Source organism: Thermomonospora umbrina (assembly GCF_003386555.1).
In the GTDB taxonomy this organism is placed as follows: Bacteria; Actinomycetota; Actinomycetes; order Streptosporangiales; family Streptosporangiaceae; genus Thermomonospora; species Thermomonospora umbrina.
Map to the genome: position 1 here is coordinate 556881 of NZ_QTTT01000001.1, position 15541 is coordinate 572421.

12 protein-coding genes are annotated in these 15541 nt (G+C 73.4%); 3 read left to right on the plus strand and 9 right to left on the minus strand.

Annotated elements, in window-relative coordinates; all coding sequences use genetic code 11:
* Positions 1 to 4: 4 nt before the first annotated feature.
* From iolD to DFJ69_RS02450, 6 genes are all read right to left on the minus strand, one after another.
* Complete coding sequence (iolD, locus tag DFJ69_RS02425; protein ID WP_116020963.1) at positions 5 to 1855, minus strand: 3D-(3,5/4)-trihydroxycyclohexane-1,2-dione acylhydrolase (decyclizing); 1851 nt, start codon at positions 1853 to 1855, stop codon at positions 5 to 7.
* A complete protein-coding gene (gene iolB / locus DFJ69_RS02430; RefSeq protein ID WP_245973946.1) occupies positions 1852 to 2679 on the minus strand; it encodes a 5-deoxy-glucuronate isomerase in 828 nt (275 codons plus the stop codon). The genes iolD and iolB overlap by 4 nt, the downstream gene beginning before the upstream one ends.
* A complete protein-coding gene (locus DFJ69_RS02435) occupies positions 2676 to 3551 on the minus strand; it encodes a Cgl0159 family (beta/alpha)8-fold protein (RefSeq protein WP_116020964.1) in 876 nt (291 codons plus the stop codon). Before DFJ69_RS02435 ends, iolB begins: the two co-directional genes overlap by 4 nt.
* Positions 3551 to 4492: a 5-dehydro-2-deoxygluconokinase gene (iolC, locus tag DFJ69_RS02440; protein ID WP_116020965.1), complete on the minus strand. Its 942-nt coding sequence runs from the start codon at positions 4490 to 4492 to the stop codon at positions 3551 to 3553. The genes DFJ69_RS02435 and iolC overlap by 1 nt, the downstream gene beginning before the upstream one ends.
* Positions 4479 to 5348 carry a TIM barrel protein gene (locus DFJ69_RS02445; protein ID WP_116020966.1) on the minus strand — a complete coding sequence of 290 codons (870 nt, stop codon included), beginning with the start codon at positions 5346 to 5348 and terminating at the stop codon, positions 4479 to 4481. The genes iolC and DFJ69_RS02445 overlap by 14 nt, the downstream gene beginning before the upstream one ends.
* A gap of 126 nt (positions 5349 to 5474) precedes the next feature.
* Positions 5475 to 6728 carry a Gfo/Idh/MocA family protein gene (locus tag DFJ69_RS02450; RefSeq protein WP_245973948.1) on the minus strand — a complete coding sequence of 418 codons (1254 nt, stop codon included), beginning with the start codon at positions 6726 to 6728 and terminating at the stop codon, positions 5475 to 5477.
* A 149-nt stretch (positions 6729 to 6877) separates the two neighbouring features.
* On the opposite strand from DFJ69_RS02450, the gene DFJ69_RS02455 reads away from it, so the two are divergent.
* Together DFJ69_RS02455 and DFJ69_RS02460 are read left to right on the plus strand one after the other, a co-directional pair.
* Positions 6878 to 7615, plus strand: a complete 738-nt coding sequence (locus DFJ69_RS02455; RefSeq protein ID WP_116020967.1) for a GntR family transcriptional regulator — start codon at positions 6878 to 6880, stop codon at positions 7613 to 7615.
* An 82-nt stretch (positions 7616 to 7697) separates the two neighbouring features.
* Positions 7698 to 8198 (plus strand): VanZ family protein, encoded by a 501-nt coding sequence (locus DFJ69_RS02460; RefSeq protein ID WP_116020968.1) that lies wholly within the window; start codon positions 7698 to 7700, stop codon positions 8196 to 8198.
* 171 nt (positions 8199 to 8369) lie between these two features.
* On the opposite strand, the gene lon is transcribed toward DFJ69_RS02460, so the two are convergent.
* The gene (lon, locus tag DFJ69_RS02465) at positions 8370 to 10766 is read right to left on the minus strand and encodes an endopeptidase La (protein WP_116020969.1); all 2397 of its coding nucleotides are present in this window, start codon (positions 10764 to 10766) and stop codon (positions 8370 to 8372) included.
* 172 nt (positions 10767 to 10938) lie between these two features.
* Positions 10939 to 11580, minus strand: a complete 642-nt coding sequence (locus DFJ69_RS02470; protein ID WP_116020970.1) for a dihydrofolate reductase family protein — start codon at positions 11578 to 11580, stop codon at positions 10939 to 10941.
* Positions 11581 to 11827: 247 nt separating this feature from the next.
* Between DFJ69_RS02470 and DFJ69_RS02475 the strand changes: the two genes are divergently transcribed.
* Positions 11828 to 12391 (plus strand): hypothetical protein, encoded by a 564-nt coding sequence (locus DFJ69_RS02475; protein WP_116020971.1) that lies wholly within the window; start codon positions 11828 to 11830, stop codon positions 12389 to 12391.
* 2168 nt (positions 12392 to 14559) lie between these two features.
* Here DFJ69_RS02475 and DFJ69_RS02480 read toward each other — a convergent pair.
* On the minus strand, positions 14560 to 15495 hold the full coding sequence (locus DFJ69_RS02480) for a bifunctional helix-turn-helix transcriptional regulator/GNAT family N-acetyltransferase (protein ID WP_116020972.1): 936 nt from the start codon (positions 15493 to 15495) through the stop codon (positions 14560 to 14562).
* Positions 15496 to 15541: the final 46 nt, after the last annotated feature.

The window sequence follows — 15541 nt, forward strand, 5'->3', positions numbered from 1 at the left end:
GTCCTCACAGGTGGTGGCGCTGCTTCCGCTTGTCCTCGACGTAGCGGGCGCGGGCCTCGCGCACCGGCCGCCGCCCGGACACCTCCGCGACGGGCACGTCCCACCAGGCGTCCCCGTCCGGGGGCCCCACCGTGGGGTCGGTCTCCACGTGGACGACGGTGGTGCGGTCGGCGGCCTTCGCCTTGCGGAGCGCGTCGCGGAACTCGTCCACGGTGGCCGCGCGCAGCACGTCGGCGCCGAGGCTGGCGGCGTTCGCGGCCAGGTCCACGGGCAGGACGTCGCCGTCGAGGCCCGACCCGGTGCGGTACCGGTAGCGGGTGCCGAACCGCTCCGCGCCCACCGACTCCGAAAGGTTGCCGATCGAGGCGAAGCCGTGGTTCTGCACCAGGACGACGACGAGCTTCACACCCTCCTGGACGGCGGTCACCAGCTCCTGCGCCATCATCAGGTACGACCCGTCGCCGACGAGGACGAACACCTCGCGATCCGGCTGGGCCATCTTGACCCCGAGGCCCCCGGCGATCTCGTAGCCCATGCAGGAGAAGCCGTACTCGACGTGGTAGCCCTTGGGGTCGCTCGGCCGCCACAGTCTGTGCAGGTCGCCGGGCATGGACCCGGCGGCGCACACCACCACGTCGCGGGGCCCGGCCTCCTCGTTCACCACACCGATGATCTCCGGCTGGGACGGCAGGGGGCCGTGCCCGAGGTGATGGGCGTGGTCGACGGCCGCGTTCCATCGGGCGGTCAGCGCGGCGGTCTCCTCGCGGTAGGAGTCCGGCACCGACCAGCCGTCCAGCGCCCCCCGCAGCGCGGCGAGCCCGGCCCGCGCGTCGGCGACGAGCATCTCGCCCGCGTGCTTGGCGGCGTCGAACGCGGCGACGTTCAGGTTGACGAACCGGACGCCGTCACGGGCGAACGCGCTGCGCGAGGCGGTCGTGAAGTCGGTGTAGCGGGTCCCGACGCCGATCACCACGTCGGCGTCGCGGGCGAGCGTGTTGGCGGCGGTGGTGCCCGTCGCGCCGATCGCCCCGACCGCCGAGGGGTGCTCCCAGTGCAGCGCGCCCTTGCCCGCCTGGGTCTCGCCCACCGGCACGCCGGTCGCCTCGGCGAACGCGGCCAGCTCCTCGCTCGCGCCCGAGTAGATCACCCCTCCCCCGGCGACGATCAGGGGCCGCTCGGCCGAGCGGATCAGCTCGGCGGCCCGTGCCAGTGCGGCGGGCTCGGGCACCGGACGGCCCACGTGCCACACCCGCCGGGCGAACAGCTCGTCCGGCCAGTCGTACGACTCGGCCTGCACGTCCTGCGGCAGCGCCAGCGTGACCGCGCCGGTCTCGGCCGGGTCGGTCAGCACCCGCATCGCGGCCAGCAGCGCCGACGGGAGCTGCTCGGGCCGGTTGATCCGGTCCCAGAACCGCGACACCGGCTTGAAGCAGTCGTTGACCGACACGTCGTACGAGCGGGGATCCTCCAGCTCCTGGAGCACCGGGTTCGCCACCCGGGTGGCGAAGACGTCGCCGGGCAGCAGCAGCACCGGGATGCGGTTGACGGTGGCCAGCGCCGCCCCTGTCACCATGTTGGTGGCGCCGGGCCCGATCGAGGTGGTGCAGGCGAACGCGCGCAGCCGGTCGTGCGCCCGCGCGTATCCGACCGCCGCGTGCACCATCGCCTGCTCGTTGCGCGCCTGGTGGTACCGCAGATCGTCGCCGTACTCCTGGAGCGCCTGTCCGACACCCGCCACGTTGCCGTGCCCGAAGATGCCGAAGCATCCGGCGAAGAACCGCTGCTCCACGCCGTCCCGCTCCGACCACTGCGCCGCCAGGAACCGGACGATCGCCTGCCCTACGGTGAGCCTCATCGCCTTCCCTCCACGCCCTCGGCCGACGTCATGGGGAGCCTCGCGTCCATGGGCTGACCCGCCCAGGTGGAACGCACCCACGCGTGCGCAGGGTCGTCACAGATCAGCCACGCCCGCTCGGGGGCCGGGCCCGCCATCACGTTCAGGTAGTACATGTCGTAACCGGGGGCCGCCATCGAGGGCCCGTGCCAGCCGTGCGGGATGAGCACGGTGTCGCCGGAACGGACCTCCTTCAAGACGTCGGTGGTGCCGTAGACCCGCTGGTAACCCATCCCCGGGCCGTTCGGGCCGTCCCCGATCTCGAAGTAGTAGATCTCCTCCAGGACGCACTCCCCCGGGCGTTCCTCGTCGTGCTTGTGCGGCGGGTACGACGACCAGTTGCCCGCCGGGGTCAGCACCTCGCACGCGATCAGCCTGTCGGCGTACGGGAACGCCTCCGGGGTGCAGAAGTTGTTGACCTGACGGCCGGCCTGCCCCGCGCCGCGCAACTCCACCGGCACGTCCTCGGCCGGACCGTACCGGGCGCTCAGCCGGTTCTCGCACCGCGCCGACGGGAGCGCGAACCGACCGCCGCCCGCCGACGTGACCGTGACCCGGGCGTCCCTGGGGGCGTACACGAAGTCGCTCACCCGGGAGAACACGCTCTCGCGACCCGCCACCCGGAACGTCTCGCCGTCCACCGTGACGGAGCACGAACCCGACAGCGGCAGCACCAGCAGCTCGTCGTCGCCGGTGTCCAGCGTCCGGTCCTCCCCCGGCGCGAGGTCCCAGACCCGCAGTCCGGAGTACGCCCACCCGGCGCTCTCGGGGGTGATCACGGTCACAGCAGCTCCACGGCGGCGTCGACGGCGGCGGCCACGTCGTCGTCGGGCGGGTACAGCAGGGCGCGGCCGACGACGAGACCGCGCACCGACGGCAGCGACAGCGCCTTCTGCCAGGCGGGCAGCGCGCTGTCGACCCGCAGCTCCCCGCCGAGGAGCAGGGCGGGCAGCGACGAGGCCGCCATCACCCGCTCCATGTCGGGGACCACGGGCACCTTGAGCCAGGTGTACGCCGAGGTGTTGCCCAGCCCGGAGGCGATCGACACCGCCCGGATCATCGCCTCCGGCGTGAGGAGGTTGCGCACCCGCCCACCCGGCCCCGCCCGATGACTGCAGAACGGCTCGACCATCGCCATCCGCCGGGCCGCCGCCAGCTCCGACACGGCGTGCGCGCACGCCTCCAGCGTGCGGGCGGTGGCCGGGTCGGCGTCGTCCAGCCGCAGCAGCATCTTGCCGCCGTCCAGGCCGGCCGCCGCGATCGAGGCCGCGTCGTAGGCGGTGAACCGGTCGTCGATCTCGAACGAGGCGCCCGCCAGCCCGCCCCGGTTCATCGAGCCGATCACGATCTTGCCGTCGAGAGCGTCGAGCAGCAGCAGGTCGTCGATGACGTCCGGCGTGCCCAGCACCCCGTCGACACCGGGCCGCGCCAGCGCGGCGCACAGCCGTTCCAGCAGCTCGCGGCGGTCGGCCATGGCCAGCGGGGCGTCCCCGGCGCCCAGCGACCCGCGGGCCGGGTGGTCGGCCGCCACGATCATCAACCGGCCGCCGGGACCGACCGGGCGCTCCCGGCGTTCCCGCCGCGCGGCGGCCTCGGCGACCGCCTCCGGGCGGGTGACGCGGAGCTCGGTCAGCTCCTCGAATCGGCGCGCGAACACTAGTGGTCCCTTCCGAGCAGTCGTTCCACCTGTGCGGTGGTGGGCATGGCGGGCGAGCAGGCCAGCTCGGACGCGACGATCGCGCCCGCCGCGTTGGCGAACCGCACGGTCCGTTCCAGGTCCCAGCCGGCGAGCAGGCCGTGGCACAGCGCGCCGCCGAACGCGTCGCCGGCGCCCAGCCCGTTGACCACCTCGACCTCCACCGGCGGGACCTCGGCGACCTCGTCGGCGGTCACGGCCAGCACACCCTTGGGACCCTGCTTGACGACGGCCAGTTCGACGCCGCGTTCCCGCAGCGCGGCGGCGGCCCGGTGCGGGTCCCGCTCGCCCACCGCCACCTCGCACTCGTCGAGGTTGCCGACGGCGACGGTCGCGTACCGCAGCGCCTCGCCCGCCCAATGGCGGGCCTCCTCCGGGGAGTCCCAGAACATCGGCCGGTAGTCCAGGTCGATCACGGTGACGCCGCCCTTACGGGAGGCCAGCGCCGCGAGCGTCGCGTCCCTGCTGGGCTGCTCCGACAGACCGGTCAGCGTGACCCACAGGATCCGCGCCGCCCCGATCGCCGCCAGGTCCAGCTCCTCCGGGCGGATCTCCATGTCCGGGGCCTTCGGGTACCGGTAGAAGTACAGCGGGAAGTCGTCGGGCGGATGGATCTCGCAGAACGCCAGCGGCGTCGGCAGCCCCGGCACCTCGGACACGAACCGGTCGTCGACCCCGTACTCGCGCAGCGCCCGCCTGATGTACCGGCCGAAAGGGTCCGCCCCCGTCCTCGTGATCACCGCCGCGCGCCGACCGTACCGGGCGGCGGCCACCGCCACGTTGGTGGGGCTGCCGCCGAGGTATTTGCCGAACGTCTCGACGTCCTCCAACCCCACGCCGATCTGCTGCGGGTAGATGTCCACGCTGACCCGGCCCATGGTGATCAGATCATCGGGCGCCATCGGCCACCTCGCGCAGCAGCCGCAGGCCCGTGCGCACATCTTCGACCGGGCCCGTCCCCGCCGGGGGCTCCGCGTCGATGATGGTGTCCTGCTCCATCACGTACCAGCCCTCGTAGCCGGACTCCTCCAGGACGGCGACCATCCCGGCGATGTCGATGTGCCCCTCGCCCAGGGGTCGGTACATGCCCTGCCGCACGCCCTCGGTGTACGCCAGGGAGCCCTCGCGCACCTGATGGGCGAGCACCGAGTCGACGTCCTTGAGGTGGACGTGCGCCACCCGGTCCGGCACCGTCCGCACCAGGGACTGCAGGTCGACGCCGCCGATGTACATGTGGCCCGTGTCCAGGCACAACGGGACGTCCGAGCCGTCCAGCACGCGTTCGACCTCGATCCGCGTCTGCACGACCGTGCCCACGTGCGGGTGCAGGGCGGCCACGTGACCGCGCGACGCCGCGAGCCCCGCGACGGCGTCGAGGTTGGCCAGCAGCGTCACCCAGTGCTTGGTCTCCAGGTCGGGGCGCTCGTCGTACCCGTCCAGGCCCGTCGCGGCGGCGAGCACGAGCGGCGTGCCCTCCCCCAGCGCGTCCAACGCCGCCGCGACCTCCGGCAGCGGATCACGGTCGGGGTCATGGAGCACCACGGGGACGAACCCGCCCGCCAGCACGAGCCCGTACTCGCCCAACAGCCGGGCGCGCCGCCGGGGATCCACCGGGAGGAACCCCTCGGGCCCCAACTCCGTGGCGTGCAGCCCCAGGTCCCGCATCTCCCCGAGCACCCGGGTCATCGACATCCAGTGCCCCCACCCGGGCACCTCGCACACACCCCACGAGATCGGCGCCCCGGACACCCTCTCCATCAACGACCCCACAGACCCTCCCTCGTTCGCGGCCACGCACGCCTTCCCGCGCTCATCGGCCTCCCACCGTCTTCGCATCCCCCGGACCGCCCCCGACGGGACGTGCCCCGCCGCGAGACCCCCGACTCACCGGATCCCCGCGCGCTCACGGACCTCGGCGATCGTCACCGGCCCGCCCCTTCGGCGGGACAGGTCGCACGCCTCCGCCACGAGGAACGCCTCCAGGGCCTGCGCGGGCGGGCACGGGTTGTCCCGCCGCCCCGCCGCCAGCTCGACGAAGGCGGCCAACTCGGCGTCGTAGGCGTCGGCGAAGCGCTCCAGGAAGCCGCTGTACGGGGCGGCGGGACCGGGAGCGCCCACGGGGGTGAGGGGGGTGTGCTCGTCGAGGCCGGCGACGACCCCGTCCTTGGAGCCGAAGACCTCCAGCCGGACGTCGTAACCGGCGGCGTTGTAGCGGGAGGCGGACGCGGTGGCGACGGTGCCGTCGTCCAGCACGAGCAGGGCCGTGGCGGTGTCCACGTCCCCGAACTCACCGAAGTAGGCGTCGCCCCTGTTGGCCCCCACGGCCATCACCTGGAGCACCTCGCGTCCGGTGACGTAGCGGATCGCGTCGTAGTCGTGGACCCCGCAGTCGCGGAACAGCCCGCCGGAGCCGGGCACGTACTCCCGGGGCGGCGGCGCGGGGTCGAACGTGCAGGACCGCAGCGTGTGGATCCAGCCCAGCCGGCCGGAGGCCACCGCCTCCCGCACGGCCCGGTGCCCGGCGTCGAACCGTCGCTGGAAGCCGACCTGAACGGGCGCGTCCCCGATGGCCGCCAGCACTTGGACCGTTCCAGAAAGGTCGCCGGCGAGGGGCTTCTCACAGAACACCGGCATCCCGGCCCGGACCGCCCGCACCACCAGGTCCGCGTGCGCGTCCGTGGCGGCGGCCACGACCAGCCCGTCCAACCCGGCACCCGGGGCGAACAGGGCGTCCACCGCCTCCTCCACCACGATCTCCGCACCGCCCGCCGCGCCCACAGGGCGGCCGGCCGCCCTCGCGACGCCGCCCGCGCCCTCGGCCCCGGCCGCGCCCCTGGCGCGGCCCGCGGCGGTCCCGACGCCACCGGTGCTCGCGCCCCCGGCCACGCCCCCTCGGCGGCTCGCATCCCTCGGGGTGTCGGGCGAGCCCTCGCCTCGGCCCGCCGCGCCGGCGGCAGCGCCCGTCGTCCCACTCGCCGCACCGGCGACGCCGGAGCGGGCGGACAGCAGGGCGCCGAGGGCGCGGGCGCGTTCCGGGTCGGCGTCGGCCAGGACCAGCGCGTCGACTCCGGGCAGGGTCCGCAGGGTCTCCGCGTGGCGCGCCCCTATGCGTCCCGCTCCTGCCAGCCCGATCCTCATGAACGTCCTCCGTCCGGTGCGTCCCCCGACGTTGCGGCCTTGCGGTGGGAATGGCCCGAGTCTCGTGGACCGTTCCACGACTGTCAAACATTTGTCCTGACATCATGAGATAATGACTTGTCCGTAATCGACCAGGAGAGGGGGGCCAGGTGGGGGACGCCCAGGTCAGGGTGGATCGCAACAGCCCTGTTCCGCTGTACTTCCAGGTGTCCCAGCAACTGGAGGCCGCCATCCGCGACGGCACGCTCCCCCCGGGATCCCGGCTGGCCAACGAGGTCGCGCTGGCCGAGCGCTGGGGGCTGTCGCGCCCGACCGTGCGGCAGGCCATCGCGCACCTGGTCGACATGGGCCTGCTGGTGCGCAAGCGCGGCGTCGGCACGCAGGTGGTGCAGCCCCAGGTGCGCCGGCCCATCGAGCTGACCAGCCTCTACGACGACCTGGCGGCGGCCGGGCAGGAGCCCCGCACCGAGGTCCTGGAGTGCACCCGCGTTCCCGCCGACGAGGACGTCGCCCGGGAGCTGGCGCTGCAGCCCGGAGCCGACGTCCTGCGGCTGCGGCGGCTGCGCCTGACCGGGGACGAGCCGCTCGCCCTGATGACCAACCACCTGCCGGCGGGGCTGCTGGAGCTGACACCCGAGGCCCTGGCCGACAACGGCCTGTACGCGACGCTGCGGGCCGCCGGGATCAACCTGCGGATCGCCCACCAGACCATCGGCGCGCGTCCGGCCACCTCGGCCGAGGCCAGGTTCCTGGACGAGCACCGGGGCACGCCGCTGCTCACCATGACCCGTACGGCGTTCGACGACAAGGGCTCGGCGGTCGAGTACGGCAGTCACGTTTACCGGGCCACCCGTTATTCCTTCACCCTCACGCTCGTGGAGCGCTGAGGCGCCGGCGACCGCCCGCATAGTCGCGCTCCGCGGGGGCACAGCGCCTCCGTAACACCAACTCCAGAACAGGGAGCAGAGCGTGCTCGCGTCGGCCGAACCCCCCACGACCGCCCCCCACGACCGCAGCCCCCTCCGGCACGGGATCGTTCTCGTGCTCCGAGCGCTCGGAGTGCTGATCGCGCTCGGCGTGCTCGGCGTCTTCTCGTACTACGCGGCGCGTCTGACCCTGAGCCCCGTCGAGGACAACGGCCAGGCCGGCGGCAACACCGACCCCGGCGACTCGCTGCGCTTCTACCTCGACCGCCCCGGCCCGGACGCGCTCCGCCAACTCGGCGGCAACCTCGCCCTACTGGCCCCGCTGGGCGTGCTGCTGCCCGTGGTCTTCACCCGGCTGCGCGGGCCGCTGCGGCTGGCGCTGATCGGCGCCCTGCTGTCGCTGGCGATCGAGACCGTGCAGGGCGCCGTGGTCCTGGGTCGGGCGTTCGACGTGGACGACGTGATCCTCAACACCGCCGGGGTCGTCCTGGCGTACCTGGTGGCGGGTCGATGGATCTCCCGTCTCGTGCGCGGCGCCGACTGAGCCGGCGGTCGTCGCGCCGCACCGGGCGGCCCGACGTGGCGGACGCCACATCGACGATCACCCGCCGTCAGGAACACGGTGGATCCCCCGTACGTCCCACAGTGGGGTGGAACGGAGCAGGGCCCCTCGCCTGGGGTGGGCGAGGGGCCCTGTGTCCTTTCCGCCGGAGGATCAGGCCGCGACGACGGCCTGGGTGGCCGGTTCGAGGGCCAGTTCCAGGACCTCCCGGACGTCGCTCACCGCGAACACCGTGAGCTGCTCCAGGACGTCGGCCGGGACGTCGTCCAGGTCGGGCTCGTTCCGCTTCGGGATGAGGACGGTGGTGATCCCGGCGCGGTGGGCGGCCAGCAGCTTCTGCTTGACGCCGCCGATGGGCAGGACCCGGCCCGTGAGGGAGACCTCCCCGGTCATCGCCACGTCGGAGCGGACGAGCCGTCCCGAGAGCAGCGACGCCAGCGCCGTGGTCATCGTGACACCCGCGCTCGGACCGTCCTTGGGCACCGCCCCGGCCGGCACGTGGACGTGGACGCCGCGGTCCTTCAGGTCGCCGACCGGCAGCTCCAGCTCGGCGCCCCGCGACCGGAGGTAGCTCAGCGCGATCCGCGCCGACTCCTTCATCACGTCGCCGAGCTGGCCCGTCAGCGTCACGCCCGTGTCGCCGGTCTCCGGGTCGGCCAGCGACGCCTCGATGTAGAGGACGTCACCGCCCGTTCCGGTCACCGCCAGGCCGGTCGCCACACCGGGCACGCCGGTGCGCCGCTCGGACTCGCCGAGCGCGATCTCCGGCGTGAACCGGGGTCGGCCCAGGTACTCCTTCAGGTCGGCGGCGCCGATCTCGACGGGCAGCGCGGACGTCTCCAACGCCACGTTCGCGGTGACCTTCCGCAGCACCCGGGCGATCGCCCGCTCCAACGAGCGGACCCCGGCCTCGCGGGTGTACTCGCCCGCCAGCAGCCGCAGCGCCGCCTCGTCGAACGTCGCCTCGTTCGGCTCCAGGCCCGCCTTCTCCAGTTGGCGGGGCAGCAGGTGGTCGCGGGCGATGGTGATCTTCTCGTCCTCGGTGTAGCCGTCGAGCTCCACCAGCTCCATGCGGTCCAGCAGCGGTCCGGGGATGGACTCCAGCACGTTCGCGGTCGCGAGGAACAGCACGTCCGACAGGTCGAGCTCCACCTCCAGGTAGTGGTCCCGGAACGTGTGGTTCTGCGCCGGGTCCAGCACCTCCAGCAGCGCGGCGGTCGGGTCGCCCCGGTAGTCCGCGCCCACCTTGTCGATCTCGTCCAGCAGCACGACCGGGTTCATCGAGCCGGACTCGCGGATCGCCCGCACGATCCGGCCGGGCAGCGCGCCGACGTAGGTGCGCCGGTGGCCGCGGATCTCCGCCTCGTCCCGGACGCCGCCGAGCGCGACCCGCACGAACTTTCGGCCCATGGCGCGGGCCACGGACTCGCCGAGGGACGTCTTGCCGACCCCGGGAGGCCCGGTCAGCGCGAGCACGGCCCCCGAACGCCGTCCGCCCACGACCCCGAGGCCCCGGTCGGTGCGCCGCTTGCGGACGGCCAGGTACTCGATGATCCGCTCCTTGACGTCGTCCAGGCCCGCGTGGTCGGCGTCCAGGATCGCCCGCGCGCCCGCGATGTCGTACGCGTCCTCGGTGCGCTCGTTCCACGGGATGTCCAGGACGGTGTCCAGCCAGGTGCGGATCCAGCCGCTCTCCGGGGAGGCGTCGGACGCCCGCTCCAGCTTGTCGACCTCCTTGAGCGCGGCCTCGCGGACCTTCTCGGGGAGATCGGCGGCCTCGATGCGCGCCCGGTAGTCGTCCTCCTCGTCGGCCGGGTCGCCGTTCAGCTCCGCCAGCTCCTTGCGGACGGCGGCCAACTGCTGCCGCAGCAGGAACTCCCGCTGCTGCTTCTCCATCCCCTCCTGAACGTCCTTGCGGATGGTCTCGGCCACGTCCACCTCGGCCAGGTGGTCGCGCGCCCAGCCGATCACCAGCTCCAACCGCTCGACCACGTCCGGGGTCTCCAGCACCTCCACCTTCTGCTCGGTGGACAGGTACGGGGCGTAGCCGGCGTTGTCGGCCAGCGCCGACGGGTCGTCGATCTGCTGGACGACGTCCACCACCTGCCAGGCGCCGCGCTGCTGGAGGATGGCGCTCACCAGGCCCTTGTACTCCTTGGCCAGCTCCTCGGCCCGCGCCCCGGCCGCCGGGACGGCGACCTGCGCGCCCTCCACCCACAGGGCGGCCCCCGGCCCGGTGGTCCCGGTCCCGATCCGAACGCGCGCCACACCGCGCACCACCGCGCCGGGCCCGCCGCCGGGCAGCCGGCCCTCCTGCTCGATCACTCCGAGGGTGCCCACGGCGGCGTACCGCCCGTCCACCCGCGGCACCAGCAGCACCCGGGGCTTGCCCGCCGACCGGATGCCCGGCCCCCGCGTCCGCTCGACGGCCCGCGCCGCCTCCACGGCGGCCCGCACCTCACCGTCCGACAGATCCAGCGGCACGACCATCCCGGGGAGCACGACCTCGTCGTCCAGGGGCAGCACCGGCAGCGTCAGGGTCTCGCTCATGACCAGCTCTCCATCGCTCGGGGGCACTCAACCGTAAGTTGAGTCATCCACACTCAAGAAAACGGAGCAGCCGTTTGTTTCCACTCCCACGTTCGCTCTCAGCGATCACCCACCCGGAGGTGCGGTGTCCGGTGTCCGCCCGGTACTCGCGGTGGGCCCGACGCCCTGGCCGTCACCTCACCACGCGGTACTTCACGTGCGTCACGCCCGGCGCCTCGATCGCCCGCACCTGCTCCAGGCCGATCTGCGGCGACAGGTCGTTCAGCAGGCGCGCCCCGCCGCCGAGGATGACCGGCACCACGTGCAGCTCGAGTTCGTCGAGCAGCCCGGCCGCCAGGAACTGGTCGATCGTCTGGGCGCCGCCGTGGATCATGACGTCCCCGCCCCCGGCCGCCTCGCGCGCCTGCTCGTGGGCCGACTCGATCCCGTCGGTGACGAAGTAATACGTGGTGTCCGAGAGGGTCAGCGGCTCGCGCGGATGGTGGGTGAGCACGAACGTCGGGACGTGGAACGGCGGTTCCTCCCCCCACCAACCCGTCCACGACTCGTCCCACGGCCCGGTGCGACCGCCGCCGAAGAACATGTTGCGTCCCATGATCCCGGCGCCGACGTTGGCCTGCCTCTCCTCCATGACCTGCGTGCTGGCGTTGACCTCGCCGCCCTCCTCGCCGTGCGCCCGTCGCCACGCGTCGAGCGGGACCACCCAGCCGTGCAGCCCCTCCCCGCCCTCGCCGAGCGGGTTCTCCAGGCTCTGGTCGGGCCCTGCCACGTACCCGTCGACCGAGATCGAGATGTCGGCGCGAAACTTGCTCATCATTCCTCCATGGTCAGCTCCGGCGGCTGTCGAGAGGTTGGACAAGCGGGCCCCCCGAAACTCATCGGTCCGACGAGTACCCTCCTCGAGGCGCCCCCACCGAGAGTCCGCGGTGACCGACTCCGCAAGGTGGAGGTGAACGGCCGAGACGGCCCGCCCCAAGGCACATTGCCGCCCGCCGGGCATCCGCCCCCATCGGCGAGACGAGACGCAAGGCCGTCCGACGGCGTTCGCCTAGATTGATCACGTGAGCGAAGACCGCGCCGACGCGCCCGGCGCACCGGCGCACCGCTACGTCGGCCCGGCCGAGATCCGCGGCCAGGTCCACCCCGACCGCCGCGAGCACCCGATCACCTCGCACGACGACCTCGCCGCCTGGTTGACGGGGCGCACCGAGCAGCGCCCGGACGAACCGTTCACCTTCGTCATCGACCTGAACGAAACCCTGCTCCTGGCCCCGCAACGCAGCGAACACGTCGCCTGCGCGGGCGGCGAACCCGTGCTCGGCGCAGGCGAGATCACCTTCACCCCGGCCACCGGCCGCTGGACGGTCTGCGAGATCAGCAACCAGTCGACCGGCTACTGCCCCGACGTGACGACCTGGCCGGCGGTTCAGGCCGCCCTCGACCGCGCGGGCCTCGACCACCCGCCCGCGTTCACCCATCCGATCACCTTCCGCCGCTGCCCCCGGTGCCGCGAACGCAACATCGTCAAGGACGAGCACTACGTCTGCGCACTCTGCGACGCGCCGCTGCCCAACACCTGGAACCTGGACCGGCCGGACGACCACCCCACCGAAACCGCGACGTAAGCCCTGAACAAAGTCGGCCGACGGTGTTCCCTCAGCCTCACGCGCCTGGCAGGAGCAGACAGCACCTGGAACGGGCAAGTCCGGATCTCCGGTGCTCCCGAACGGGGAGCCGAGTGACCGGCTGTCGAGACCGGCGGCGGGCCAGCGGTGCCGCGCGCCGGTCGGGCGTTCCGCTTCATCGCGGACATCGACACCAGGTAACTCGTGCCGCTGCGGGAGCCACGGGACGACGGTCGGCGGCCATGGTGATCCCGGTAGGGACGGCCACCGGCCCGAGCGCGATCATCTCGTGCCCGCGCGCCGGTGCTCCACCGACCGCCCGGCCCGCGACGCCGAAGGCGATCACTGCGACCCCGTCCTCATCGTCCCGTCACGCGGACTCCGCGGAGCGGGCGCGGATTTCGGCGCGTCCGCCGGTGCCGTTCGGGTGGGCGGAACGCGGCGCAGGCGTCGTGACGAACCACCGCAAAGCCGATGCGGACCCCGCTGACCTGCGAACGGCACTCTCGGAGAGTTCCACGAATCTTCGTTGACCTGCGTTTACGGACCCATGACCCCCGGGTACCTACAGCAACGAGACGACGACGCAGGGTGATGGAGAGGTCTCGGGGCGGCAAAGACGCCCCGCTCCGTGCCCTGACCGAGGAGGGCCGGATGGGGCGCACGACACGACCGGGGGCGTGGTGCAGGCGCCCGCGGTGCGGCGGGCGCCCCGCCGAGACCCCTCCACCAGACCAGGTCCGGACGGCCGAGGATGTTCGCGGCCCGACGCTCCCCCGCACCGCACGCCGGCCCGACGCGCGCGTCGCGTCGGTCACCCCCAGTGCACGGCGGTCGTGGTGCAGGCGTCGGCCGGCGACACACCTCGGATCCTCGGCCGTCCCGGACCGGTTCGCGATCCACGCGCCCTGGTCGCCCGCGCGGTCTCCCGCGGGCGGCCGGCGATCAGCGGACGCCGGTGCCGTACGCCCCCGCGGCACCGGCGTCCGGCCCCACCGGCTCCGTGTCCGGCGACGCCGCCGGACCGACGGATCCGCGACACAGACCTCGGGGTGGCGTCTCTGGCCCGGCACGCCACCCCGAGCCCAACGGCCGGCCCGCCCGACGGCCCGGTTTCGCGCCGGATCCGGGAGCGGCGGGCGCGGACCGACCCCGGTCCCCGGTCGGCGGCCCCGGCGCACCCGGGCGGGCCCCGGTCCCCGCGAGCGCGAGGGGAGGTGATCGCATAGCCGACCGGACGCGCCCTTGAACGGCGCTGGTGGACCGGCCCGGAACGCACCGGCCCGGCCGCCTCGAGCGATCACTTCGACCGTTGCGACCCCTGACCCGCGGAGACCCCGTCTCCGCGGGTTTCCCCTGCCGCCACCCTCTCCCGGCCCCAGTCAGGTCCACACGATCAGGTGCCGCACGATCCAGATGCAGCCCGATCCTGCACATGCTCGGGGCACCGCCTGTAGTGACCCGACCGAAGGCACCGCCATCCGGGTAGCCGCGAATCGGACGACGCAACACGACCCGAGTGCCGCACAACCTATGTGCGATCTCGTCGCCGCCGTCGCCGCCGACCACCCCCTGGCCCGCCGCGACGGGCCCGCCGCGCTGGGCGAACCGGCCGGACCGGACCTGCTGCTGTGGCCGCGCCGCGCCGCGCCGCCCCCGCCTGCGCGACGCCGTCCGCGACCTCGCCAACGCGCTGCGCGCCCACGCCGACCGCCCCGCACCGCCCGCCCCCGATCCGGGTAACGACCTCAGAAGCCGCCACCGGCAGTGCCGCGGCCCAAAGCACGGCCGTCACGGCAACCCCGGACAAGGCGACGCGGAACACACAACACGATCCCAGTGCCGCACATTCAGCGCCCAACGCGCTTCGGGCAACGAGTTGGGAGGCCGCGACCTGCGGTGACGCGACCGGAGAGCAGCGCCGTCAGCGGAGATCGCAGGGCGGGCGGTGCAGAGCGGCGCGGGGTGGGGTGCGGCGGCCTCGGATGCGGTGGTGAACGGCCAGGTGCTGAAGGGCGAGGGGGTCCCGGCAACGCGGGCCCGGGGCGGCATGAGGTGGAGGTGGCGGGTTCGTACATTGAGCGCTGTGCTCGGCGGGCGGCGCCCCACGGACGGGCGGCGTGGGCACCGTCAGGTTGTTTCGTGGGACGGCATGCGTCTCAAGGGGGTCACAAAGGGCGCTGCCAGGACTGGCCGGTGAGGGTGTGGCCGAAGCTGTGGTGCGGTTCCTCGGCCACCAGGGTGAAGCCCGTTCGTTCGTAGATACGGCGGGCGGCGGTGAGGCAGTCGTTGGTCCACAGGGTCATCTCGGCGTAGCCGGCGTCGGCGGCGAAGTCCAGGCACTCGTTCACCAGGCGGGTGCCGATGCCCAGGCCCCGGGCGGAGGGCTCGACCAGCAGCAGCCTCAGTTGCGCGACCCGGTCGTCCTTGCGGACGCAGAAGATGCAGCCGGCCGGTTCGCCGTCGACCTCGGCGATCCACGCGTTCTCGCGGGAGGGGTCGCGGCCGTCCACGTAGTCGGCGACGATCCGGGCCACCAGCGCCTCGTAGGTCTGGTCCCAGCCGTACTCCTCGGCGTAGAGCGCGCCGTTGCGCTGCACCACCCAGCCGAGGTCGCCGGGCCGCAGCGGGCGCAGGACGCAGGAGTCGGCCCGGCCGGCGGGGGACGGAGTGCCGTCGCCCAGGAGGGTCTCGACGGTGCGCATCGCGGTGAGGAGCCGGCGGCGTTCGTCGTCCGACAGCTTCTCCAGCAGGGCCTCGACGTCTTCGGCGGATCGTCGGTCGAGCATGGCGTACAGGTCCCGGCCGGCGGGGGTGAGCGCGGCGACCTGGCGGCGGGCGTCGGCGGCGGAGCGTTCCCGGACGACCAGGCCGTCGGACTCGAAGCGGGCCAGCATCCGGCTGAGGTGGCCGGGGTCCAGGCCGAGGTCGCGGCGCAGGGCCACCACCTCGGTGGACTCGCGCTGGGCGAGTTCGAAGACGACGCGGGCCTCGGTGAGCGAGTACGGGCTGCGCACCAGCCCCTCGCCGAGCACGCCGATCACCCCGGTGTAGAAGCGGTTGAAGCCCCGGACGACGGCGACCTCGCCGGCGGAGACGGGCATGGCGGAACCCCCTCAGAGATCTTTGACCGAGTCAAAGATAAGCCGG

Bases quoted from the DNA above. Each gene is read 5' to 3' on its own strand.
- iolD (WP_116020963.1), bottom strand. From the start codon at position 1,855: ATGAGGCTCACCGTAGGGCAGGCGATCGTCCGGTTCCTGGCGGCGCAG.
- iolC (WP_116020965.1), bottom strand. From the start codon at position 4,492: ATGGCGCCCGATGATCTGATCACCATGGGCCGGGTCAGCGTGGACATC.
- DFJ69_RS02445 (WP_116020966.1), bottom strand. From the start codon at position 5,348: ATGGAGAGGGTGTCCGGGGCGCCGATCTCGTGGGGTGTGTGCGAGGTG.
- DFJ69_RS02450 (WP_245973948.1), bottom strand. From the start codon at position 6,728: ATGAGGATCGGGCTGGCAGGAGCGGGACGCATAGGGGCGCGCCACGCG.
- lon (WP_116020969.1), bottom strand. From the start codon at position 10,766: ATGAGCGAGACCCTGACGCTGCCGGTGCTGCCCCTGGACGACGAGGTC.
- DFJ69_RS02470 (WP_116020970.1), bottom strand. From the start codon at position 11,580: ATGAGCAAGTTTCGCGCCGACATCTCGATCTCGGTCGACGGGTACGTG.
- DFJ69_RS02480 (WP_116020972.1), bottom strand. From the start codon at position 15,495: ATGCCCGTCTCCGCCGGCGAGGTCGCCGTCGTCCGGGGCTTCAACCGC.